The sequence below is a fragment of the Bacillus sp. EU55 genome, from assembly GCF_038005925.1.
GTDB classification, from domain to species: Bacteria; Bacillota; Bacilli; order Bacillales; family Bacillaceae; genus Bacillus; species Bacillus velezensis.
Map to the genome: position 1 here is coordinate 848,550 of NZ_JBBOUE010000001.1, position 22,506 is coordinate 871,055.

General features: G+C 48.5%; 24 protein-coding genes and 2 pseudogenes. 17 read left to right on the forward strand and 9 right to left on the reverse strand.

What is annotated here, in order from left to right:
* The first annotated feature begins 93 nt into the window (after positions 1-93).
* The 3 genes from NYE50_RS04340 (at position 94) to cyoE (ending at position 2,683) form a co-directional block, all read left to right on the forward strand.
* Positions 94-498 (forward strand): DoxX family protein, encoded by a 405-nt coding sequence (locus tag NYE50_RS04340; protein WP_012117101.1) that lies wholly within the window; start codon positions 94-96, stop codon positions 496-498.
* Between the two features lie 16 nt (positions 499-514).
* Positions 515-1,372 (forward strand): VOC family protein, encoded by an 858-nt coding sequence (locus tag NYE50_RS04345; RefSeq protein WP_205161083.1) that lies wholly within the window; start codon positions 515-517, stop codon positions 1,370-1,372.
* A gap of 363 nt (positions 1,373-1,735) precedes the next feature.
* On the forward strand, positions 1,736-2,683 hold the full coding sequence (gene cyoE / locus NYE50_RS04350; RefSeq protein WP_128496514.1) for a heme o synthase: 948 nt from the start codon (positions 1,736-1,738) through the stop codon (positions 2,681-2,683).
* Positions 2,684-2,720: 37 nt separating this feature from the next.
* Here the strand turns inward: cyoE and NYE50_RS04355 are convergent, their stop codons facing one another.
* On the reverse strand, positions 2,721-3,272 hold the full coding sequence (locus NYE50_RS04355) for a PadR family transcriptional regulator (RefSeq protein WP_014304649.1): 552 nt from the start codon (positions 3,270-3,272) through the stop codon (positions 2,721-2,723).
* Positions 3,273-3,505: 233 nt separating this feature from the next.
* Between NYE50_RS04355 and NYE50_RS04360 the strand changes: the two genes are divergently transcribed.
* The 6 genes and pseudogenes from NYE50_RS04360 (at position 3,506) to bstA (ending at position 9,385) form a co-directional block, all read left to right on the forward strand.
* On the forward strand, positions 3,506-4,108 hold the full coding sequence (locus NYE50_RS04360) for an NAD(P)H-dependent oxidoreductase (protein WP_032872373.1): 603 nt from the start codon (positions 3,506-3,508) through the stop codon (positions 4,106-4,108).
* A complete protein-coding gene (locus NYE50_RS04365) occupies positions 4,099-5,187 on the forward strand; it encodes an acyltransferase family protein (protein ID WP_285002053.1) in 1,089 nt (362 codons plus the stop codon). Before NYE50_RS04360 ends, NYE50_RS04365 begins: the two co-directional genes overlap by 10 nt.
* Positions 5,188-5,409: 222 nt before the next feature.
* A pseudogene (locus NYE50_RS04370) lies at positions 5,410-5,868 on the forward strand (acyltransferase family protein); the annotation flags it as partial.
* Positions 5,869-6,109: 241 nt separating this feature from the next.
* Positions 6,110-8,521: a PEP/pyruvate-binding domain-containing protein gene (locus NYE50_RS04375; RefSeq protein WP_224988618.1), complete on the forward strand. Its 2,412-nt coding sequence runs from the start codon at positions 6,110-6,112 to the stop codon at positions 8,519-8,521.
* A 22-nt stretch (positions 8,522-8,543) separates the two neighbouring features.
* Positions 8,544-8,816 (forward strand): ribonuclease inhibitor Barstar, encoded by a 273-nt coding sequence (locus tag NYE50_RS04380; RefSeq protein ID WP_029973990.1) that lies wholly within the window; start codon positions 8,544-8,546, stop codon positions 8,814-8,816.
* A gap of 25 nt (positions 8,817-8,841) precedes the next feature.
* A pseudogene (bstA, locus tag NYE50_RS04385) lies at positions 8,842-9,385 on the forward strand (bacillithiol transferase BstA).
* Here the strand turns inward: bstA and NYE50_RS04390 are convergent.
* Both NYE50_RS04390 and NYE50_RS04395 read right to left on the reverse strand, forming a co-directional pair.
* Positions 9,345-10,937: an MFS transporter gene (locus tag NYE50_RS04390; protein ID WP_061861989.1), complete on the reverse strand. Its 1,593-nt coding sequence runs from the start codon at positions 10,935-10,937 to the stop codon at positions 9,345-9,347. The pseudogene bstA and the gene NYE50_RS04390 overlap by 41 nt on opposite strands.
* Before the next feature lie 108 nt (positions 10,938-11,045).
* Positions 11,046-11,528 (reverse strand): MarR family transcriptional regulator, encoded by a 483-nt coding sequence (locus tag NYE50_RS04395; protein ID WP_014417231.1) that lies wholly within the window; start codon positions 11,526-11,528, stop codon positions 11,046-11,048.
* A 168-nt stretch (positions 11,529-11,696) separates the two neighbouring features.
* Here NYE50_RS04395 and mprF point away from each other — a divergent pair, with 168 nt between their 5' ends.
* The 3 genes from mprF (at position 11,697) to NYE50_RS04410 (ending at position 15,907) form a co-directional block, all read left to right on the forward strand.
* Positions 11,697-14,267, forward strand: coding sequence for a bifunctional lysylphosphatidylglycerol flippase/synthetase MprF (gene mprF, locus NYE50_RS04400; RefSeq protein WP_224988617.1), 2,571 nt, complete (start codon positions 11,697-11,699; stop codon positions 14,265-14,267).
* A gap of 94 nt (positions 14,268-14,361) precedes the next feature.
* Entirely contained in the window at positions 14,362-15,246 is an 885-nt protein-coding gene (locus NYE50_RS04405; RefSeq protein ID WP_224988616.1) for a PhzF family phenazine biosynthesis isomerase, read from the forward strand.
* A gap of 76 nt (positions 15,247-15,322) precedes the next feature.
* Positions 15,323-15,907, forward strand: coding sequence for a nitroreductase family protein (locus NYE50_RS04410; protein WP_224988614.1), 585 nt, complete (start codon positions 15,323-15,325; stop codon positions 15,905-15,907).
* Positions 15,908-15,946: 39 nt separating this feature from the next.
* On the opposite strand, the gene NYE50_RS04415 is transcribed toward NYE50_RS04410, so the two are convergent.
* The 3 genes from NYE50_RS04415 to NYE50_RS04425 form a co-directional block, all read right to left on the reverse strand.
* Positions 15,947-16,138: a YfhD family protein gene (locus NYE50_RS04415; protein ID WP_224988612.1), complete on the reverse strand. Its 192-nt coding sequence runs from the start codon at positions 16,136-16,138 to the stop codon at positions 15,947-15,949.
* Between the two features lie 70 nt (positions 16,139-16,208).
* Positions 16,209-16,319 (reverse strand): YfhE family protein, encoded by a 111-nt coding sequence (locus tag NYE50_RS04420; RefSeq protein WP_003155504.1) that lies wholly within the window; start codon positions 16,317-16,319, stop codon positions 16,209-16,211.
* Positions 16,320-16,376: 57 nt separating this feature from the next.
* Entirely contained in the window at positions 16,377-17,276 is a 900-nt protein-coding gene (locus tag NYE50_RS04425) for a TIGR01777 family oxidoreductase (RefSeq protein ID WP_224988611.1), read from the reverse strand.
* A gap of 91 nt (positions 17,277-17,367) precedes the next feature.
* Between NYE50_RS04425 and recX the strand changes: the two genes are divergently transcribed.
* The 3 genes from recX to NYE50_RS04440 all read left to right on the forward strand — a co-directional run bounded on the left by recX (position 17,368) and on the right by NYE50_RS04440 (position 19,818).
* Positions 17,368-18,159: a recombination regulator RecX gene (recX, locus tag NYE50_RS04430; protein ID WP_224988609.1), complete on the forward strand. Its 792-nt coding sequence runs from the start codon at positions 17,368-17,370 to the stop codon at positions 18,157-18,159.
* 6 nt (positions 18,160-18,165) lie between these two features.
* Positions 18,166-18,480 (forward strand): YfhH family protein, encoded by a 315-nt coding sequence (locus tag NYE50_RS04435; protein WP_007408553.1) that lies wholly within the window; start codon positions 18,166-18,168, stop codon positions 18,478-18,480.
* 144 nt (positions 18,481-18,624) lie between these two features.
* Entirely contained in the window at positions 18,625-19,818 is a 1,194-nt protein-coding gene (locus tag NYE50_RS04440; protein ID WP_025284446.1) for an MFS transporter, read from the forward strand.
* Between the two features lie 39 nt (positions 19,819-19,857).
* Here NYE50_RS04440 and NYE50_RS04445 read toward each other — a convergent pair whose 3' ends face one another.
* From NYE50_RS04445 to NYE50_RS04455, 3 genes are all read right to left on the reverse strand, one after another.
* The gene (locus NYE50_RS04445; RefSeq protein WP_224988607.1) at positions 19,858-20,247 is read right to left on the reverse strand and encodes a DUF2606 family protein; all 390 of its coding nucleotides are present in this window, start codon (positions 20,245-20,247) and stop codon (positions 19,858-19,860) included.
* A complete protein-coding gene (locus tag NYE50_RS04450; RefSeq protein WP_172870077.1) occupies positions 20,210-21,121 on the reverse strand; it encodes a trypsin-like serine peptidase in 912 nt (303 codons plus the stop codon). The genes NYE50_RS04445 and NYE50_RS04450 overlap by 38 nt, the downstream gene beginning before the upstream one ends.
* A 144-nt stretch (positions 21,122-21,265) precedes the next feature.
* Complete coding sequence (locus NYE50_RS04455; RefSeq protein WP_003155495.1) at positions 21,266-21,418, reverse strand: small, acid-soluble spore protein K; 153 nt, start codon at positions 21,416-21,418, stop codon at positions 21,266-21,268.
* 123 nt (positions 21,419-21,541) lie between these two features.
* Here NYE50_RS04455 and NYE50_RS04460 point away from each other — a divergent pair, with 123 nt between their 5' ends.
* Entirely contained in the window at positions 21,542-21,811 is a 270-nt protein-coding gene (locus NYE50_RS04460) for a YfhJ family protein (RefSeq protein ID WP_094031606.1), read from the forward strand.
* A gap of 131 nt (positions 21,812-21,942) precedes the next feature.
* The gene (locus NYE50_RS04465) at positions 21,943-22,470 is read left to right on the forward strand and encodes an SH3 domain-containing protein (RefSeq protein ID WP_064107418.1); all 528 of its coding nucleotides are present in this window, start codon (positions 21,943-21,945) and stop codon (positions 22,468-22,470) included.
* The last annotated feature ends 36 nt before the right edge of the window (positions 22,471-22,506 follow it).

Below are 22,506 nucleotides of genomic sequence, written 5' to 3' on the forward strand. Positions count from 1 at the left end.
CGTTAAATGTAACAAAATTACTTTACGTAAATAAGTTATGTATATATACTAGCTTACATAAAGTAAGTGATAATAATTTTCAAGGAGGATTTTATGAATAAATCATTCGAAACAGGAACACTGCTTTTAAGGGTTGTAACAGGTATTATCTTTTTTGTTCACGGTTTATCCAAGTTTCAAGGGTTGGAAGGAACTGCGCAATTTTTCCAGAGCATCGGGATTCCGGCCTTTATGGTCTATGTCATCGCGACGATTGAGCTTGTCGGCGGGGTTCTGATCTTTTTCGGCTTGGCAACGCGCATTATCGGCGTTCTGTTTGCCGTCACATTAGTGGGCGCCATCTTCACGGCGAAGCTTTCCTCACCATTTATGGGCGGATCGGAATTTGATTTCATCTTACTGGTTGCGTCAATTCACTTAGCGCTTTCAGGAAGCCGTCTGCTTTCATTGGATCAGCTCCTTTTCAAATCAAAAAAGGGAGAAACTTTTTCAGCATAAGAAAGAAGGCGTTCAAATGACCGGCATTCATCAAGATACGGCAATCGGTTATGTCAAATTGACCATTAAAAATATGGAACGCTCGCTCGACTTTTACCGGAATGTAATCGGCTTTCAAGTCATCTCGCAGACAGATCGTTCAGCAAGACTGTCAGCAGACGGAAAACGCGTTCTGCTGTTGCTTGAAGAAAATCCAAGCGCCGTCGTTCTGCCGGAGCGGTCTGTCACCGGCCTGTACCATTTCGCGATCCTTCTGCCTGACCGGAAAGAACTCGGCATCGCATTGGCCAGGCTGATTGAAAACGGCATCGCGCTCGGTCAGGGGGATCACGCGGTCAGTGAGGCTCTTTACCTGTCTGATCCGGACGGCAACGGTATTGAAATATACGCCGATCGTCCCCGCAGCACGTGGCGCCGGGATGCAGAGGGCAATTATGTCATGCAAACGGCGCCCGTCGATGTGGACGGGCTTTTGGAAGAAGCCGGAGCTGAACGGAAAAGCCGTCTCCCAGAAGGAACTGTTATCGGCCACATCCATCTTCATGTGACGGACTTACAGGAAGCCAAAGCGTTTTACACCGATATTCTCGGTTTTGACATTGTCGGCAATTACGCGGGCATGTCCGCTCTGTTTGTTTCGGCGGGAGGGTATCACCATCACATCGGTCTGAATATATGGGCCGGAAAACATGCGCCGCCGAAACCGGGAAATGCAAGCGGGCTGGATTATTACACCATCGCGCTGCCGCATCAAAAAGAGCTGTCACGTGTGACAAAAGCGCTGACCGATGCCGGCTTTGAGATCGAAGAAAAAGAAGAGGGCGTATTCGTCAAAGACCCTGTATCAGGGGCGGATATCGCATTTACACTGTAAGAAACAACCCTTGCCGTCTAACCGGCAAGGGTTTTTATTTTTCTGAAGTTTTCTTGAAAAGGCTCGGTAAAGAAGAACATCTGTGACTTAAGAGAGCGAACATCTCAGTGAGGCGCAAAAATGACGCGTAGAGGCCGCCATCGCCGGCCCGAGCTCAGGGCATCCGCTGGATTGAAAACTGTGTCCGTTCAGCAGATCGGGGAGCCGTATGGGCAGACTTTGAATAGAAAAAGGCAAAAGCCGCATCCGGTCACAAGATGCGGCTTTTCGTACACAATTTACAATTGTGTGAAAAATGTCCAAAACAATTGTACTTCCTGATTCTTCCTGATATGATAAGCCGAAAAAGGAGAACCTGAACAAATGAACTCAAATGCAGCACAGACGGAACAGTCTATGAAGCATAACGGAAACCGGATGACGGTCAAGGACTTTATCATTCTTGCCAAACCGGGGATTATCATCTCAAATTCACTCGCCGCATTGGGCGGATTTTGGATCGCATGGCTTCAGCCGGAAAGGACGGGCGGAGGGCCCGGTATATTTGCCGCCATGGCGGTTGCTATGATCGGAACGGCGTTAGTCATGGCATCAAGCACTGTTTTTAATAACTTCTTTGACCGCGGCATGGACGCAAAGATGGCGCGAACCCGCACCCGCGCAAGCGTCACGGGGAGAATACCGCCGCCGGTCATGATCCTGTACGGCACATGTCTCGGCGCATGCGGATTCATCATGCTTGCTTCGCTAAATGTACTGACCGCCGTTCTTGGGCTGCTTGCATTTTTGCTGTATGCCGTCGTTTATACGCTTTGGTTTAAAAGACAATCCGTCTGGAGCACATTTGTCGGCAGCTTTCCGGGGGCGGCTCCGCCTTTAATCGGTTATTGCGCGCTGACCGGGTACATTGATATGCCCGCAATTTTGTTATACGCGATTATGTTTTTGTGGCAGCCGCCGCATTTCTGGGCGATCGGAATCAGGCGAAAGGAAGAGTATCGTGCCGCCGGCATTCCGCTTTTGCCGATCATAAAAGGCAATCGCGTCACAAAAATAAAAATGTTGCGCTATATCGCCGTTCTGACTGCGGTTTCGCTGCTCGTTCCTCTTTATATAGACGTCAGCCCGTTTTATACCGCGTCCGCTCTCCTGCTCGGAGCCATGTGGCTGTACCGGAGCATCAAAGGCTTTCAGGCGGCGGATGACACGCAATGGTCGAAGGGGATGTTTTTTTATTCGATTGTGTATTTCAGTCTGCTTTTTCTTATTTTAATGGCTGATTCGTTTATCAATGCGGTTCTCAGAACGTAAACAGGCGGCCTGCAGATACAGAGCCGCCCCGTTTTGTTTATGCTTTTTTGATGAGAGCCAAAATATCTTCAAGCCAGGAAATATAATTCCGTTCCCGCTCAAGCGCTTTTGTCAGCACGAGATAATGGCCGAAATCAGGAGAAGAAAAAGAATCCGCCTCCGCGGACGATGTCATCAGTTCTTGATAACTGTTTTCCAGATCGGACAATTTCTCCTGCCGCTTTACGAGCTGGTCGGTGAATAGCTCATCCGCTTCTTCCTGCGTCAAAGCTGAGATGAAATAAGCCTTCAGCATAAATTCATCCTTCACCGTTTCCGGAATCGGGTCTTTTTTCGTCAGCCAGGCAGCAAGCTCCAGCTCTCCCTTGTCAGTCAGTGTGTACATTTTTTTCTCAAGCTTTGTTCCTTGAATCGCAGTGCGAAACGTAATAAATCCCTCAGCCGTCAGTTTTTTTAATTCCGGATAAATCTGGCTGTGCTTTGCGCTCCAAAACTGGCCGAGCTCTTCCTTAAAATAGCTCGATATATCATATCCGCTCAATTCGCCTTTTCGCAAAAGCCCTAAAATCGCGTACTTTAAAATTCTCATGTTGTCCTCCAAGCCCATTCATTTGACAGCTAGTATACCATACCGCCGCTCAAAAACGCAGAAGTGCCGGATGCTTGTCATTGAATCTGCGGCGGCAAAATCAGCGAAAATATGCAGAAAGGGGTTATCGAAACGGCAGCAGTACCGGAAAAAGCCTTTCTCATGTCTTTGCTTCATTCATATGACATCATGATATAATCATTGTAAAAATTAATAAATACTGGGAGGGACATATGAAGACGGTGATTGTGTATGCAAACCCGGATGAGAACAGTTTCAATGCGGCTCTCGTAAAATACGTCGTCATGGCTTTAAAGGACAGCGGCCGAAGCTATACGGTCATTGACTTATACGCCGACCAATTTGATCCCGTGCTGAAGTACGGCGGCGAAAAAAAGCGCTCTGACATGAACCGGGACGCTGAAACGAAGAAATACCGGAAACTGATGAAAGAAGCAGATCATCTCATTTTCATCTACCCGCTGTGGTGGGGAGGCGTTCCGGCGATTATGAAAGGCTTTTTTGACAGAGTGCTTGTCGCCGGAGAAGCCTACACATATGAAAACGGCCGCGTAAAAGGACTGCTCCGGGCAGAGACGGCACAGGTCTTTTATACGGCGGATTCCCCGGGCTGGTACTTAAAGTGGTTCCGGAAAAACTCGGACTGGATTACGCTGAAAAAAGGCATTCTGCAATTTTGCGGCATTCAAAAAGCCGAGCGGAACCTTTTTTCTGTCGTCAAAACGAGCACACCCGAGCTGCGGGAAAAATGGCTGCGCCAAGCATACGCTAAAGTCCGGCGCGCTTGTGAAAAAGGAGCGGCCGCATGCAGATAAAAGAAATTTTCGTGATTCGCTGCCTGTCCTGTTTAAGTGTCGTTCTGCTTCACGTTGTTTCAATGGTGCTGATGATTCAGGAAGAGTCCTTAGCCAGTGCCGCCCATACGGTTGATGCTTTTCGGACCCTGTTGATGTTCAGTACGCCGGCGTTTATCTTTATTTCGGAATTTCTGCTTGCCAGGTCATACCCGGGAGGCGTTCCCGCGGGTTTTTTAAAGAAAAGGGGCAAAGTCATTTTCGTGCCGTTTCTGTTTATTGCCGCGGTGGATGCCATTTTAATGAAAAGCGTGGCGGAAGAAGGAGCCGGCTTCGTTTCAGTGATCGGTAAATTTTTAGCAAATGTGTTTTTAGGAAACTTCATCGGCTACTTCATTCTTGTGATCTTTCAATTTTACATTCTCCATATGCTGCTGCACCGCTGGCTGAACAACACATCTCCCGTGTGGGTGCTGTCTGTTTCGTTTATCATCAACGCCGTCTATCTGGATTACTTTTCCATCTTTCATCCGCCGGCATCATCGGGGCTTGATTCTATTTTTCCGTTCTTTTGGGTTCCGTTTCCGGGCTGGGTGTTTTATTTCTGTCTGGCATTTTATTGCGGAAAGGAATATCCGCGTTTTTTAGCGCTCATCAATCAGTACCGTTATGCGGTTTACTTCAGTGCGGCCGTATCGGCAATATTGATTGTGGCCGTTTCATATATCAGCGGCGGCTCCATTTCCTCTAAGCGTCCGGATATTATGATTTACGCGGTCAGTATGATCTTTCTGTGTTTTCATCTGTTTTCAAAGCTCAAAAAAGTGCCCGCGATTGTGATGATGATCAGCAACTATTCGTTTTCAATCTATCTGCTGCACTCCTACTTTTTAATCAGCGGATATCTTCTGGAAGGCTATTTGCGGTCAATGCCTTTGCCGGCTGCTATCCTTCTTTTATTTTTGATCTGCACGCTCGGTCCCATTTTCGTATCTTGGGTGTGCAACCATTTCAGATACGGATACCTGTTTGTCGGGAAAGTGTATCAGCCGAAGCAGACCAAAAGAAATACGGCGGCGCATCAAGGCCGCACAGTCTGAAAAAAAGGCGGCGTTTCGGCCGCCTTTTTGATACGGGTCCGATTTATCAGGCACGAGAACGGATAGTTGTACATCCTGCAAACAAAGACCCCCGCCTGCGGCCGTTTTGACGGATGCATTTATGACAAAATAACGCCATCGATTTTCTCCCTTGTGAAGACCGATATAATGTATACTTATAGGAAATACTTTCAAAAAAAGTGAAAAAGAGAAAAACTGTGTTTTTTAGCGCTCATCAATCAGTACCGTTATGCGGTTTACTTCAGTGCGGCCGTATCGGCAATATTGATTGTGGCCGTTTCATATATCAGCGGCGGCTCCATTTCCTCTAAGCGTCCGGATATTATGATTTACGCGGTCAGTATGATCTTTCTGTGTTTTCATCTGTTTTCAAAGCTCAAAAAAGTGCCCGCGATTGTGATGATGATCAGCAACTATTCGTTTTCAATCTATCTGCTGCACTCCTACTTTTTAATCAGCGGATATCTTCTGGAAGGCTATTTGCGGTCAATGCCTTTGCCGGCTGCCATCCTTCTTTTATTTTTGATCTGCACGCTCGGTCCCATTTTCGTATCTTGGGTGTGCAACCATTTCAGATACGGATACCTGTTTGTCGGGAAAGTGTATCAGCCGAAGCAGACCAAAAGAAATACGGCGGCGCATCAAGGCCGCACAGTCTGAAAAAAAGGCGGCGTTTCGGCCGCCTTTTTGATACGGGTCCGATTTATCAAGTTGTACATCCTGCAAACAAAGCCCCCGCCTGCGCCCGTTTTGACGGATGCATTTATGACAAAATAACGCCATCGATTTTCTCCCTTGTGAAGACCGATATAATGTATACTTGTAGGAAATACTTTCAAAAAAAGTGAAAAAGAGAAAAACTGTGAGCTTGGATGAACGACTAAAAAGGAGCGGGGACATTATGAATGACTGTGTCAAAACATTCGGAGAACTTTCGGCCGAACTTTATTCCTTTGCGGGGGGAAAAGGAAGCATTCTCTCTAAAATGTATCAAAGCGGGTATCCTGTGCCTGAAGGGTTTGTGATTTTGCCGTCAGCCTTTCAGGACGGACAGCTCCGCCATCAGGCGAGAGAGGCTATTGATCAATATGTGAATTCCATCCGCAGCCGCCATGCATCTGCGTTGTTTGCCGTACGCTCATCCGCGCTGAGCGAGGATTCCGCTCAGGCTTCCTTTGCCGGGGAATTCGATACGGTGTTGAATGTCAAAACAGATCAAGACATGTCCAGGGCGATTGATGAAGTCCGCCGATCGGCACAGTCAGAAAGGGTAAAAGCGTACAGCGCCGTTCAGGGAATGGAAGATGAGCATGAAATCGCAATCGTCATCCAGCTGATGATACCGTCTGAGATATCCGGAGTGCTGTTTACCGCAGATCCGATTACGGGGAGCAGGCGGGAGATGACAGGCAATTACGTCTACGGTCTCGGGGAGCAGCTCGTTTCCGGGGAAGCTGATGCCTATTCTTTTAAACTGGCACGGCCTAAGAAAAAATATGACGGCCCCGGGGAATTTCGCAAATATGCGTCAACGCTCTATAAACTGGCGAAAAAGCTGGAAAAAGATCTTGGAGGGCCGCAGGATATTGAATGGGCCGCCGCGGGCGGGACATTGTATATTCTTCAATCCCGCCCGATTACGACCTTACAAGCCGGAAATCTGGAAACCTATGAATGGAATGATTCTTTCAGCGGTGATTTTTTATGGACAAACACAAATATAGGAGAAGCGATTCCCGATGTGATGACGCCGCTGACATGGTCGCTCCTCCGGAATCTGGATGAAGAGTCGGGCATCATTCCGGGCTATTATGTCTGGTCCGGCAATATTTGCGGCAGAGCCTATAACAATATGAGCCAGCCTCTTTCCGTTCTCGCCGCTTTCGGTCTGAATCCGAAAGGCGGAAAAATAGGAAAAATGATGAGCGATACATTGGGAGAAATCCCGGCGGAAATGAAGATTCCTTTATATCCGTTCTCAAAGTATGAACTTTTGAAGATCATCTCGAAAAAACTGAAACCGTATCTGTCGAAAATGAAGCACGCGAAAAAAAACATGTCCTCCTATTTGGACGAATCGCCGGAGTGGTGCCGGAATATTGAGGAAAAGCTGAAACGTGCCGAAACGGAGCGGACATTATTAGCGATATGGAACAATGAGATCTATCCGTATTTATGCAACGCGTGGTTTGCGTTAATATCCGGCGGGCGTGATTCTGCGCAATCCTCTTCGTCGTTAACCTCTCAATTAACAAAACTCGCAGGAATAGAAGATGCGAATCTCCTGCTTTCCAATCTGAGGGGAAAAGGCGGACTGGCCAGCCTGGAGCCGATTATCGGCATTGATCAAGTCATAAAAGGCCGTATGAGCGAGGAAGAATATCTCAGGAACCAAGGCCACCGAGGCCCGCATGAATACGAACTTTCCATACCGCATCCGGGAGAAAACCGGGATTGGCTGACGAAGCAGATCAAAGAACACAAGGAGTCGGGTATTGATGCCGAACAACTGCTTTTGAAACAGCAGCGGGCGCATGAACAGGCCTTCCGAAGATTTGAAGAAAAGTTTCCTCATAAGGTCAAATGGCTCAAAGCCAAAATGGAAAAAGCGTCAGAATACGCGAATATTAGAGAAACAACCAGATCCGAATTTGTCAGGGTGTACCGGACAGCCAGAGCATTCGCGCTCAGAGCGGCGGAAATGACCGGCATGAAGGACGATATTTTCTTCTTGTATCTGCATGAAATAACCGATCTGCTCGCGGGGAAAGAGCCGGCGGTTGCGTCGATTCAAGCGAGAAAGCAAAACTATGAAACCTATAAAAAACTGCCGCCGTCCCCATCCGTTATTAACGGAAGATTCAATCCGTTTAAATGGGCTGAGGAGCCTGACAGAAGAGCGGATTATTACGATGCTTTTATGCCTGCGGAAACTGATGATGCGCATACTTTAAAAGGTTTCGCGGGAGCGGCCGGGAGAGTGGAGGGCATTGTCCGTGTCCTTGATGCTCCGGAAGACGGGGATTCTTTTGCGGCGGGGGAAATTTTAGTGACTTCGACAACCAATGTAGGCTGGACCCCGCTTTTTCCAAGAGCGGCTGCCATCATAACGGACGTCGGCGCCCCTTTGTCCCACGCGGCGATCGTCGCCCGGGAACTTGGGATTCCTGCCGTTGTAGGGTGCGGAAATGCAACGTCAAAACTGAAAACGGGGGACAGGGTGGCCGTTGACGGCGGGCAAGGCATCGTCCAGCTGGAACCGCGGCAGACTCCGGCCACTTCTGAAGAGGAAAATGGTAAACTGATAGAATAAAATCATGGGAAAGGAGCCGCGCATGAATAAAGCAGTTATTAACGGGGAGCAAATCAGAAGTATGAGCGACCTGCATCAGACATTGAAAAAGGAACTTGCCCTTCCTGAATACTACGGTGAAAACCTTGACGCTTTATGGGATTGTCTGACCGGCTGGGTGGAATACCCCCTCGTTTTAGAATGGAGCCAGTTTGAACAAAGCAAGCAGCTTACAGAAAATGGCGCCGAGAGTGTGCTTCAGGTCTTTCGTGAAGCGAAAGCGGAAGGCTGCGACATCACCATCATACTTTCATAATACGATCAGCGGGAGAGAGACAGATATGGAAAAACAAACCCTCAACTATCCGATTGGAGAGTATCAGCCGGCTGAATCGATTTCGGCCCGGCAGAAACAAGAATGGATCAATGCGCTGGAGCACGCTCCGGCCAAACTGAAACAAGCTGTCAGAGCGATGTCGGACAGTCAGCCTGATACGCCGTACCGCGAAGGGGGATGGACTGTCCGCCAAGTTGGTTCACCATCTGGCGGACAGCCACATGAACGGCTATACCCGGTTTAAATTGAGCGTAACGGAGAATGAACCGGAAATCCGTCCTTATGATGAAAAAGGATGGGCTGATCTTCATGATTCCAAAACCGCCGCTTGCGGGGATGCGCTTGAGCTGTTAACGATCCTGCACAGAAGATGGGCCGCTCTTTTGCGCTCCATGACGGAAGCCCAATTTAAACGGACATACTTCCATCCTGTGTCTAAAGAGACGGTTACGCTGGAACAGGCGCTCGGACTATATGTCTGGCACTCTGAACATCACATCGCCCATATTACTGAGCTTTCCCGGCGGATGGGCTGGCATCTGTCTTAGAGGATGCCGGCTTCCGGAAAAACGCCAAAACAGCCGCAGACACAATCGTGCATAATGAAATGACGGCGGCTGCCGTATAAAGATGGTGGTAGCCGCTGGAAATGCCTGCTTCAATCGCATCAGAAACCGCTTTTTTGACGGCGGGAACGGGGATTCGGCTTACCTGCTCCTGCAACGAAGAAAGTCCGCCGCCGATATCGGGCGTTTGCGCCTGATCAGCGGGAATGCCGCTTTTCGCTAAACGGTTTTTGATGTCATCTCCGATCCGGTCAAAGCCCGCTGTAATGAAGCCGGCATATAAAGCCGGAGCGAGCGTCAGCCCGACCTGCCTTACGAGGGAAAGCGTGCCGAGCGCCGTCCCTTTGTTTTGGCCCGCCGTTTCTGATACAAGCACATTCAGCGGAGCCCCGAGCAGAAATCCGAAACCGATCCCCGCAATGACACTCGCTATGACAAATTCCCATTTATCCGTCACCCATAACGGAAACAGGCTGAAGCCGACAAATGCGATGGCGCCTGATACAACCGCGGAAAAGACCGGCCCTTTTTTATCCGTGATCGCCCCGCCGAGCCACGCTCCGATGCCTGACGCCAAAGCGAGCGGCGTCATCCAATAACCCGCTTTCTCCGCCGATACGTGCAAATATTGCTCCGCATAAGAAGGAATAAAAATGACCGCAGCGAGCAGCCCTCCCGATAAAAATCCGATGACGAGCGTCCATTGAAACACTTTATTTTGCAGCAGCGAGTAGGCGAGAATCGGATCGCCCCCTCGGTTTTCAACCCGCTTTTCGACCTTAAGCAGCACCAGAAAGAGAAGTGCCGATCCCAAAAGATACCCGTATACCTTTACGTCCATTATGCTTTCTGACAGCTTCGCCCCATTGAGATTCGTAATACCGATCATGCAAGATAAGATCGCAAGAGACAGCAGCATTGTGCCGGCGAGGTCAAGCCGTTTCGCCTCAGGCTCTTTCGTTTCAGCGATAAACAAACCGCCGCACACAACCAAAGCGGCGGCAATCGGCAGGTTAATTAAGAACAGCCAATGCCACGACCCGGTTACATCAAGCAAAAAGCTCCCGATATTCGGTCCGAGGACGGCCGCCATACCGTTCATCGCCCCTAAAAGCCCGAGAGCTTTCCCCTGTTTCTCCTTCGGAAGCACGGCCAGCACATGCGAACTCCCGATTATAAAAATTCCGCCGCCGCCAAGCGCCTGAATGAGCCGTGCCGCCAAAAACATCGGGAAGCTCTGACTGAGTGCGACAAGCAAAGAGCCGAGTCCGAACAGCCCGACTTCAATCATAAACAGCTTTTTCCGCCCGTATCGGTCCGACAGCTTGCCGACAATCGGCACACTGACACTGAGTCCCAATGTGTAAAGGGTCACTCCCCAAGATCCCCATGAAGGAGAAACATCAAAAGAGCTGTTAATCGTCGTCAGAGCAGCGGAAATAATTCCGTTGTCCAGCGCCGCCATGAACACACCGATCGTAAAGAGAGTGATGGCCCAGCTCTGGTTTTTTTCTGTTTGCAAAGGCTCCGGCATACTGATCAATCCTTCCGTTTTTAATTCACTTCAAATATATTATTCACTTTGAGTGAATTAAATGTCAAACAAAAAAAGGCCGCCGATACCGGCAGGCCTTTTTCATCTCTATCCCTGTTTGGAAGAATCAAGCGCTCTTGCCAAAATGGCAAGCCCTTGATTGACCGTTTGTTTTTCTTCAGCGGTCAGCGTTTCCAATGAACGCTTCAATTTTACATGTCCTTTTTGATAAAGGCTGCGGAAAATATCTTTCGCGTTTTCCGTTAATTGAACGACGACTGAACGGCGGTCTTCTTCTGACGGAGCGCGTGTAATGAAACATGATTTTTCTAAACGGTCAAGCAGCCCAGTCGTATTTGAAAGAGAAGCGCCCATTTTCTCCGCTATATCACTCACCTTAAGCGTCCCGTGGTTGTTCAGAAGCATCAGCACCTTCATTTGCGGCATGCTCATATCAAGCTTCATCCACTCCGACACATCGCCGAGCCCCGCCGATGTCATCACTTTCATGTACAGCACCCAAATATCCCGTTCCTCAGGAGAAAAAATATCGCCGCCTAATACCGTTGTATCATGCAGATTATAATCCATCGTCTCACTTCCTCATTCATACTCCTGCATACCATATTACTGATTTTAATCAGAGAAAGAAAGTTGCAGGCGAGTTTTGTTTGAATGTGAGGTGGTAGTGTATAATATGTTGGAGATTATTGGGGGAATTATAATAAATAAGCTATTTTATGATGATTGGAGAGAACATTGCTGACTAAAAAGAATGCCTTATCGATATTAAAAGTATTATTTCCTATTGCAGTTTTGCTTTTAGTCATTTATCAGTCCAAAAAGGAATTGACAGACCTTTCTTTTAAACGAACGCTGTACATTATTAACGGGATTGAGCGTTACGATTTATTTATTCTCGTTCTGCTCGGCCTCCTTGCCGTCAGCGCGATGTCCTTTTATGACTTTGTGCTGAAACGGACGCTTCGCCTCAACATTCCGAATTGGAAAGTATTCAGGGTCTCCTTTATCGCCAATTCCTTTAACAATGTCCTTGGATTCGGCGGTCTGGCGGGCGTCGGGCTGCGGACGATGCTTTACAAAGAACATACGAATGACGTAAAACGCCTCGTCGCAGGCATCGCCTGGCTTACGTCCTCAGCGCTGCTCGGGCTGTCCGTCTTCAGTATCCTGACCATCGCCCGGGTTCTGCCGGTTGGAGAGATTACAGGTGAGAAACCGTGGCTGTGGGCTGTTATCGCGGGAGTGGCGCTTATTGTGCCGGCAGCCTTAATCGCCGCTGGGATCAACAATAAAAAAGCTGGCGCAGAAGACGGTGAAGCAAAACCGAGGCATCCGGTTTTTTCTTACATCGGGGCATCGTTTGCCGAATGGTTCGCGGCGGCTGTCGTCATGTATTATTCTCTGTATGTCATGGGAATTCACGCGGATGTCCGCCATGTATTCGGGGTATTTGCCATTGCCGCTATCGGGGGAATCATCAGCCTTGTGCCGGGAGGATTCGGTTCGTTTGACCTTCTGTTTCTGCTCGGCATGCAGAATATGGGCTTTCCGCAGGAGGCGGTCGTGACATCCATCGTCATCTACCGGATTGTGTATTCATTTATTCCGTTTGTGTTCGGGCTGTTCTTTGCGGCCGGCGACTTAACGGAAAATACGCTTAAACGGCTGGAATCAAATCCGAAGATGGCGCCTGCCGTGGAAACGACGAACGTGCTTCTCGTATTCCAGCGCGCTATCTTGATCAGGGTGCTTTACGGTTCGCTGTCGCTTTTGGTTTTCGTGTCGGGAGTCGTCGTGCTTGCGTCCGTCTCCCTGCCGATCGACAGGGAGACGGTCATTCCGCACATTCCGCGCCCGGCGCTCCTTGCGTTTAACGGGTTATCGCTAAGCGCGGCTTTGATTCTATTAATTTTGCCGATTGAATTATACAAACGGACGAAACGTTCTTATTCAATGGCGGTTGCCGCGCTGGTCGGCGGCTTTGTGTTCAGTTTCTTAAAAGGAATGAACATCAGCGCGATCTTTATTCTGCCTGTCGTCATCGTATTGCTTGTGCTGTTAAAGCGGCAGTTTATCAGAGAGCAGGCATCGTATACGCTCGGCCAGATGATTTTTGCGGCCGCTCTGTTTATTATCGCCTTGTTTAACTACAATCTCATTGCCGGCTTTATTTGGGATAAAATGAATCGGCTGCTGCGCCACGACTATTTCGTCCATAACAATTCGCACATTACATATGCCACGATGACGGCCATTATTGTTGTGCCGCTGTTTTTCCTTGTGTTTACGTTCTTTTATCATAAAAGATCGAAGCCGATCGGAGAAGAGGCCGATCCTGAACGGCTGAAGTCCTTTTTGGCGGAAGAAGGAGGAAATGCCCTCAGCCATCTCGGCTTTCTCGGGGATAAGCGGTTTTATTTCTCAAGCGACGGCAAAGCGCTTTTATTGTTCAGCCAGATTTCCAGAAGGCTTGTCGTGCTCGGTGATCCGTCAGGACAGAGAGACTCTTTTCCGCTTGTGATTGAGGAATTTCTGAATGAAGCGCATAAGCAGGGGCTGAGTGTCATGTTTTATCAGATCGAACGTGAAGATCTGGCGCTGTACCATGACTTCGGCTATAACTTCTTCAAGCTTGGAGAAGAAGCGTTCGTGGATATGGAGGCATTTACGCTCTCAGGTAAGAAAAAAGCGGGGCTGCGGGCGATTAACAACAAATTTGACCGCGAAGGCTACACATTTCATGTCGGGGAACCGCCGTTTTCCTCCGAGTTTATCGGCAAGCTGAAAGACATTTCGGACGAATGGCTCGGTCCGAAAAAAGAGAAAGGTTTTTCCCTCGGTTTCTTCGACCGGGATTATCTGGAACAGGCGCCGATTGCTTACGTGAAAGACGCGGAAGGGGAGATCATCGCTTTTGCCAACCTGATGCCGATGTATCAGGAAGGCGAGATATCAGTCGACTTGATGCGTTATCGGAAAAGCGCGCCGAACGGTATTATGGACGCGCTTTTCATCCGTCTGTTTCTCTGGGCGCAGGAAAAAGGCTATACCACCTTCAATATGGGCATGGCGCCTTTGTCAAACGTAGGAACGGCTTTTACATCTTTCTGGTCGGAAAGAATCGCGGCCGTCATCTTCAACAACGTCCGGTATATGTACAGCTTCAGCGGGCTGCGGGCCTTTAAAGAAAAATACAAACCGGAGTGGCGCGGGAAATACTTGGCGTACCGCAAAAACAGATCGCTGTCCGTCACGATGATCCTCGTCACCCGCCTGATCGGAAAAACCAAAAAAAGACGCCGTTAAAAGGCGTCTTTTTTTTTGAATAATTGACTAAAAATTCTAATTTCACTCTGTTATACTGAATAACATGATCATAAGGTGAAAGGAAGGCTGATGAATGAAACAGGCAACCGTGTTTAAATATGAAGCGTTTTCCGATATTCCGGATTTGGGAAATCCCGCGGGAATCGTCTTTAACGGAGATGATTATTCAGATGAAGAGATGCAGATGATCGCCGAAATGGCAGGGTACAATGAAACCTCATTTCTCTGTAAAAGCGGAGAAGCCGATCTGCGCATCCGCTATTTTACACCCGGCCATGAAATGAATTTATGCGGACATGCTACCGTCGCCTCTCTTTACGCATTAATTGAAAAGGGAAGGCTTCAGGCTGATCAGGCATATCAAATTGAAACAAAAGCCGGCATTCTTCCCGTAAAAGCCGCTGAACGAAACGGCCGGGTATACATCACGCTCGAACAGGCTCCCCCGCAATTTCTGCCGTTTACGGGCGACAAAGAAAAGCTTGCGGCCTCGCTCGGGATTACGGCTGAGGATTTTCACAGCGAGCTGCCGATTGTTTACGGATCAACGGGGATCTGGACACTGATTGTTCCGCTGAGATCACTTAAAGCATCACGGAATATGGTGCCGGACAACGCACAATTCCCCGCTATTTTGCGCGATCTTCCGAAAGCGAGCGTTCATCCGTTTTCTCTGGAAACCGTTCATCCGGAAAGTGATCTGCACGGACGCCATTTTTCTTCCCCTTTCTCCGGAACGACCGAAGATCCCGTCACGGGAACCGCTTCAGGCGTCATGGCAGCCTATATGCGGCAATACGGAGGCTCCGAAGCCGAATGCCTCACGATTGAACAAGGCCAGGAAATCGGGAAAGACGGAAAAGTGGAAATTAGGATCGCGGAGGAAAACGGAGAGATGAACATCAAGATGACGGGAACGGCCGTGTATGCCGAAACAATCAATTTTCAGCTTTCGTAACGGTTTACAAAAGCCGGTCGTATCCGTTATATTATAAATGATAATCATTTTCATTTGGATAGGAAGGTGAATCGGCATGCCGAAAACCGAACAATTACAGCAAAACGAAAGTCTTGCACATACAATCAGAAACAGAAGATCCATCCGGTCGTTTAAACCGAAAACCGTACCTTCTGAAGTCATATTAGATATGCTTGAAACGGCCGTTTACGCACCGAACCACAGACTGACGGAGCCATGGCGTTTTATCTACGCAGCAAGCGAAGCGGGAAAAGCAAAGCTTGCGGACAGCTACGTCTCATTTTTCAAAAAGATAAAAGATGATTTCAACGAGGAAAAAGAGCGGAACATGAGAAAAAACCTCAGCGCCGTTCCGGGATTTTTGCTGGTCGTCTTAAAAGAAGATGAAAATGAATTTACGAGAAACGATGATTTCGCGGCGCTGAGCGGCATGATTCAAAACCTTCAGCTTCTCGCACATGAAAACGGCATCGGCATGGTCTGGAAAAGCGGCCGCATTATGTATGACAAACAGGTGCACCAAGACTTCGGCCTTGCTGACAATGAGCGCTTTGCCGCCATCATTCAAACGGGCTATCCGGATGAACAGCCTAAGGCGAAAGAACGGACGCCGGCAAAAAGCCTGTTTACCGAACTGTAAAAAAAATCCCCGTCTCTATACAGAGGCGGGGATTTCGTATTAGCGGGTTTTGCTTTTAGCTCTGTTGTCAGCGGCTTTCATCCGCGCCTGCGCTTCACGGTCAGCGGAATCAGCAAGCTCGCTTGAATATTCCTCATATGTGCCGTCTGTTTCGCGTTTCAAAGCATCCGGAACTTGAGAAAGTTTTTGTTTGTTTTTATCACGGTTTTTGTGAGTATGATTTCTGCCCATATCAATCGCCCCCTGAAAAAAGTGATATCAAACAAACATAGTATCTGCCCGGTCCCGATCTTTATTCAGTTTACTTCCGTTTGGCTGCTCTTTCCGCTTTTTTGAATTCACCGGAATAAAGGACTTCCTGCATTTTTTTCAGATTGGCTCCCTGCTGATGTTTTTCGCGCTTCTTTTCCATAAAAGAAGACCCTCCTTCAAAACAGAATACCAATAGGATTGGCTTTTATTTCCGTTTTTATGCAGATAAGAGATCCTTTAAAGCCAAATCAAGTTCTTCATACGTAAATTGAAAACCGGATGTCAGCGCCTGCTTAGGCAGGGCGCGCTGGCCTTTTACGATCAGCAGGCTCATTTCTCCCAAGGCCTTCTCCAGAAAAAGTTCCGGTACGGGAATCCAATGGGGGCGGTGCAGGACGCCTGCGATCGTTTTTCCGAATTGCTTCATTTCCACGGGGTTCGGCGATGTCACATTCATGGGACCGGACAAGTCATCATGCTCCGCCGCATAAGCGATGAGTTCCGCGGCGTCATCCACATGAACCCATGACAGCCACTGCCGTCCAGAGCCGATTGTGCCGCCGGCTAACAGCTTATAAGGGAGAACCATGAGCGGCAGGGCGCCTTTTTCACCGAGCATCACCCCGAATCTGGCATATACCGTCCGGATGCCGAGCGCTTCAATTTTCTGGCCTTCACGTTCCCACATATGAGCCGTATGACTGAGAAAGTCTTCATTTGACGTATCGGACTGTTCGGTGAATGTTTTCTCTGTGCTTGTGCCGTAAATGCCGACGGCGCTGGCCTGAATCAAAGCCCGGGGTTTTTTCGGCTGCTGCTTCATAATCCGTCTGACTTCTCTCGTCGCTTCTATTCTGCTTGAGATGATTTGTTCCTTCGTTGTGTCCGTCCAGCGGTCAAAGATGGATTTGCCGGCGAGGTTCACCCATACATCAATAGGGGGAAGCTCGCGCTCAGGCGCCGCGTTTTCGGCCAGCCATTGAACATATGTCACATTTTTTTGTTCGGTTTCTCTCTGTTTTCTTGATAAAATATAGACATGATGTCCCCGGCGGGTAAACACATCTGTCAGATGCCGGCCCAGAAAACCGGTGCCGCCTGTCATCGCGATATTCATATCCATCTCTCCTTACACGTTGATACATATACTGTACCTCATTTGCCAAAAAGAAAAACGCCTGAACATCGGGGCGGGAAAGGAGACCGGGATGCCGTTTATTACAAAAATATCGACCCAAAAGAAAAATACCGAGCGCTTCAACATCTTTCTTGATGAGAAATATGCATTCAGCGTCGACGCCGACGTGCTTGTGCGTTTTGACCTGAAGAAAGGGAAAGAACTGGACGAGCTTGACATTCTTGAAATCCAGCACGGCGATGACGTGAAAAAAGCCTTTAACCGCGCCGTAGAATTTTTATCATACCGGATGCGCTCTGAAAAAGAAGTCCGGGATCATCTGAAGAAAAAAGAAACACCGGACATGGTCATTTCTGAAGTCATCCATAAACTGTACGATTACCGCTACTTAAATGACAAAGAATTTGCCGAAGCTTATGCGAGCACCCACAAAAAAACAAACGGCAAAGGCCCTGACGTCCTGTTCCGCGAGCTGAAAGCGAAAGGAATAGACGACGATACCATCAAGGAGACGCTCAGTGCGTTTACATTTGATGATCAAATACAAGAAGCGCTGAAACATATCGGCAAAATCCTCAAAAAAGACAAAAAGCTGTCCACAAAAGAGATCAGACAGCGGGCGCAGATGCAGCTTCAGCGAAAAGGTTTCCCTTTCGACGTCATCAATGCCGCTCTGGAACAGACGGAGTATGAAAATGATGATGAAGCCGAGAGGGAAGCTCTGAAGGCTCATGCGGAAAAAGCGATCAGGAAATACCGTTATGACGGCAGTTATGAAAGCGGAATGAAGGTCAAACAGTACTTATTCAGAAAAGGATTCTCGATTGACGATATTGATCAATTCTTGCAGGAAGAGGAGTAAACTGAAATGGACAAACGATACAGTCAAATGACGCCTCATGAACTACAGACCGAAATTGCGGGACTGACGGAAAAAGCGCGAAAGGCGGAACAGATGGGCATTGTAAATGAACTGGCCGTGCTTGAACGGAAAATTACGATGGCCAAAGCTTACATGCTGAACCCGGAAGACTTTCGGCCCGGCGGGGTGTATCAGATAGAAGGTTCTGATGACACTTTCCGCATTGATTACATCAACGGCGTATTCGCCTGGGGACACAGATCTTCCCCGTCTGACGGGGAAGAAGCACTGCCGATTTCCGTTTTAAAAGAAAAAAAATAACAAAAGAGGCCGGTTCCGGCCTCTTTTTCTTTTCGGGCACATTCGTTTCAACCTTTCAGTAAAAAATGATTGAATTCATTTTTGATATCTTTTAAGATGGAATTCGTTGTTTTTTAAATAAAAAGGAGGCGATTTGCGTTGAATATCAAAATGAAACAGCCATCTGTGAAATTAATGATTTTTGTTTTAATGATTTGCACATTTTCCATCGGGTATACGGAATATGCTGTCATGGGTATTCTGACGTCGATTGCCGATGACTTTCATATACATGTATCTTCAGCGGGCATGCTTGTTACGGCGTACGCGGCAAGCGTCTGCCTGACGGGCCCGATCGTAACCATTATCGCGGTTAAGCTGCCGAGAAAGCCGGTGCTGCTAGGGTTGATGGGCATCTTCGTCCTTGCCAACCTGATGAGCGTCTTTGCGCCGAACTTCGCCGTGCTGGCGATTTCCAGAATTTTATCCGCATCCATCCACGGAGCTTTTTTTGCGATCGCCATGGTGTTTGCGAGTGAAATGGTGCCGCCTGAAAAACGTTCCGCCGCCGCGGCTTCCATGAACGGCGGATTAACCGTGGCGCTGATGCTCGGCGTCCCGTTCGGCTCTTATTTAGGGGATGCCCTTAACTGGCGGGCCGTCTTTTTCATTATTTCCGTTTTAGGCATGATCGGGCTGATCGGACTGATGCTGGTCGTGCCGAACCGGAAACCGAAAGTGATTCCGATGCTGATGAATGAATGGAGTGTCTTTAAGCATAAACAAGTGATTTTTTCCTTTGCGATCACCATTCTCGGCTACTCAGGCGTATTTATCGCTTACACGTTTATTGAGCCGATTTTAAGAGATTCAGCGGGGTTCGGCACAGTCGGCATCACAGGTGCGTTATTCGCCTACGGTCTCGGCGGAGTGGCGGGGAATTTCTTCGCGGGCAAAGTGCCGCTCAAACTGCTGACGCGCACGATGATCGGTGTGATGATCGGCTTGATCGGCGTCTTGGCGATTTTCCCTTATATCGCCGTTTTTCCAGCCGCCGCCGTTTCAGCGACATTTTTATTCGGCGCATGTGCGTTCGGCACGCCGCCGCTTTTGCAGACCAAGGTTATTTCTTCCTCTGAAAACGGCACGACAATCGCCGCTGCGGTGAGCGTTTCCGCCTTTAACCTGGCAAACGCGCTCGGCGCCTGGATCGGCGGGTTGATTCTCGGCGGAACGGGATCTTACTCATGGCTGTTTGCCGGCGGTGCGCTGATGACGGCTCTCGGCCTTGTGCTTTCCACGTTCGCTCATCTGTCTGAGAAGAAAGATGTCTATGAATACCAAGTGCATAAAGGATAACAAAAAGCTTGCAGGGGATATTCCGCCTGCAAGCTTTTTTCAGTGTTTCAATGTAATGCTGATCACCGTATGTTTATCACTCTCAGCTAAGGAAATATTCCGGGTTTCCGGTACCCCGTCTTTTTCAAAAACGACGGCATAGGTTCCTTTCGCGCCGCTTTTCCATGCAATATCGCCGTGGTGATCAGTCTTGCCTATTATCTCTCCGCGGTCTATATTCGGCTGATGATCTGACTCCGCCGCTTTCATCACGGTGACCGTCACACCGGCCGCCGGTGAACCGTCTGCATCCTCAACATGGAGCGTAACGGGCAGTGCTTTTTTGGCGGCGGAATCATCCGCTTTGCCGCATCCGCATAAAACGGCCGCGGCGAGCAAGAAAACAAAAGCTTTATAGATTTGACCAATATTGAATGTTGTCGAATACACTGTTTGTCACCCTTGTTCCCAGATTGTAAGACGACCCGCCGTTTGTATGAATGGCAATGGCGGTCTGGCCGGTGTCGCTGTAATTGCGGTAAACGGGCGATCCGCTCTGGCAGCCGAACGTATCTGTCGTGTAGGTGAGTTTATATGTCTCGGCAGAACGTATCGGCTTGCTGTCCGACCACATGGAACCGGACACTTTGTCGCACGGATACCCTGTCACGGTTGAGGAAAGCCCGGCCGGACTGGAACTGTTGGTCGTCCGGTAGCCGTACCAGCCGACAGTATTCCCGGGCGACCCGTTTACTTTGATTGCGCCGTAGTCGTAGTTTGTGTCACCGTTTTCTGTCCACCCTTTGACGCTGTAGAATGTCTTGCCTGAATAAGAGCCGTACGGGTACGATGACCCGTTGCGGCCGGGAGCTGCCGTAATTTTCGATGCCCAGCCGTTTTTCTGATCATACACGCAATGTCCCGCCGTAACGATCGTGTCGGCATTGACAAAAAAACCGGTGCATCCGTAAGTGCTTGTGCTGCCGCTGTATGTAACGGTCAGCTGTGCTGTCGCGCGATATGGAAATGATGTTGTAGGAGAAATTCTGATTCGTTCGTCTGTCCCAATAATACTGGAAGGCTTTAATGACTTGATGTCAGCTTTGCTGTTTTGTGCAAGCTGTCTTTTGGTGAGGCCCGTTCCTTCATAAGCGGGGGATGTCTGTGTTGTTTGTACAGGCTGATTCAGATGTGCGTCAAACTCCTCACCGCTGTTTGATACAGATGTCTGCGGACTGCCCTCTGCTTCTGCTGAAACAGCAAATAATGAAACTGACAGTAAGAATGCGGTAAGGCTCAGCAATCGTTTTGAAACTGTCTTCATTTTATAAAACCCCTCCTTTTTTGTCTACCGGCTTTCGGTTGAACATTTAACATATTATGGAATTTATTTAGCGTTATGACCTCAAAAGAATGTTTTTCTCCGCAAAAAAGAGACCGGATCATTCCCGGTCTCTTACGGTGTGTGTTATCGTCTGCCTGAAGCTCTCATGCGCTCTTGCGGGTGCGAATTAATTGAACCGTCCGCCCGTTTAGAAGCGTAGTCATCCTTTGCACGCGGTTCGCCTTCAAACTTATTATTGTTCTGATTAGGAAATCCTTTTGCCTTGTTCCGGACCATTTGTTTTCCCCCTCGGCCAATATCAAAAGGTTGCGCCTTCTGGACTGAAGACGTAAAGTTAGTATATGCCTGTGACAAGCTGCGTAAAAGCAGCAGGTTTACCCAAGGAAAGGAGACAGAGACATGAATACATATATCGACAAACTGACGAATTTGCTGCTTGAGAAAAATGACATGCTCAGCTATTTGCAAGCGCGAACTTGGGTTGAGCTTTTATGGGGAGATTTCGAAGCGACTTACGCAAAAGCCGGCCGCCCGTATCAAGGAGAGCAAATGACGGAACGCGTTGTCAAGGAATGGATCGAATCATACGGCAGCAAGCTCCATATGTTCCAGAGCGTTCGGGAAGACATTTCTCATTATTTGGATCAAAGCAGGGGTCTCCTGCATTAACATAGCAGTGCGCCCGCCGGATATCGTCCGGCGGTTTTTTCTTTTGATAAAAGAAATGGGAAAATCATGTTTGACGACCGGCGGAATGTGGAAATGTGTAATAACTTATAAAATAGCGGGGAGGAACCACAATGAACATGAAAAAGGGGTTAACCGCATTTATTCCGGCCGCAGGACTTTGCTTATTTTTAGCCGCAGGCACCGTTTTTTTCGATCCGGCAGCGAATGCCGCAGCAGTTCACCAGACAAAAATAGACACCGCAGCAGATACATATATCGTGAAAGCAGGAGAACTTAACGTCCGCAAAGAACCAAATAAACAAGGGCCGATTATCGGCACGCTTCGTTCAGAGGATTCTGTAAAGGTTAAACGGCTTCAAGGAGCAGATTGGGCTGAGATTGACTACAAAGGTCACAAAGCCTATATTTCCACGCATTTTCTGATGAAGCAGCCGGTGAAGGCGGTGACGGCGAAACAAACCGCTTTTTATACGCCGACTTTGGAAACCGGCAAAAAAGGGTCCGTTAAAGCGGGTGAAACCGTCAATGTGCTCGGCTGGGGGTTCAGCCATGACGGAGGATTTGACCGTAAATGGGCGTACGTCACATACGGCGGGAAAGCAGGTTATGTGAAAACGGCCGACTTAACTCAAAAATAAAGATTCAGGCAGGCGAATGAGCCTGCTTTTTTTCTG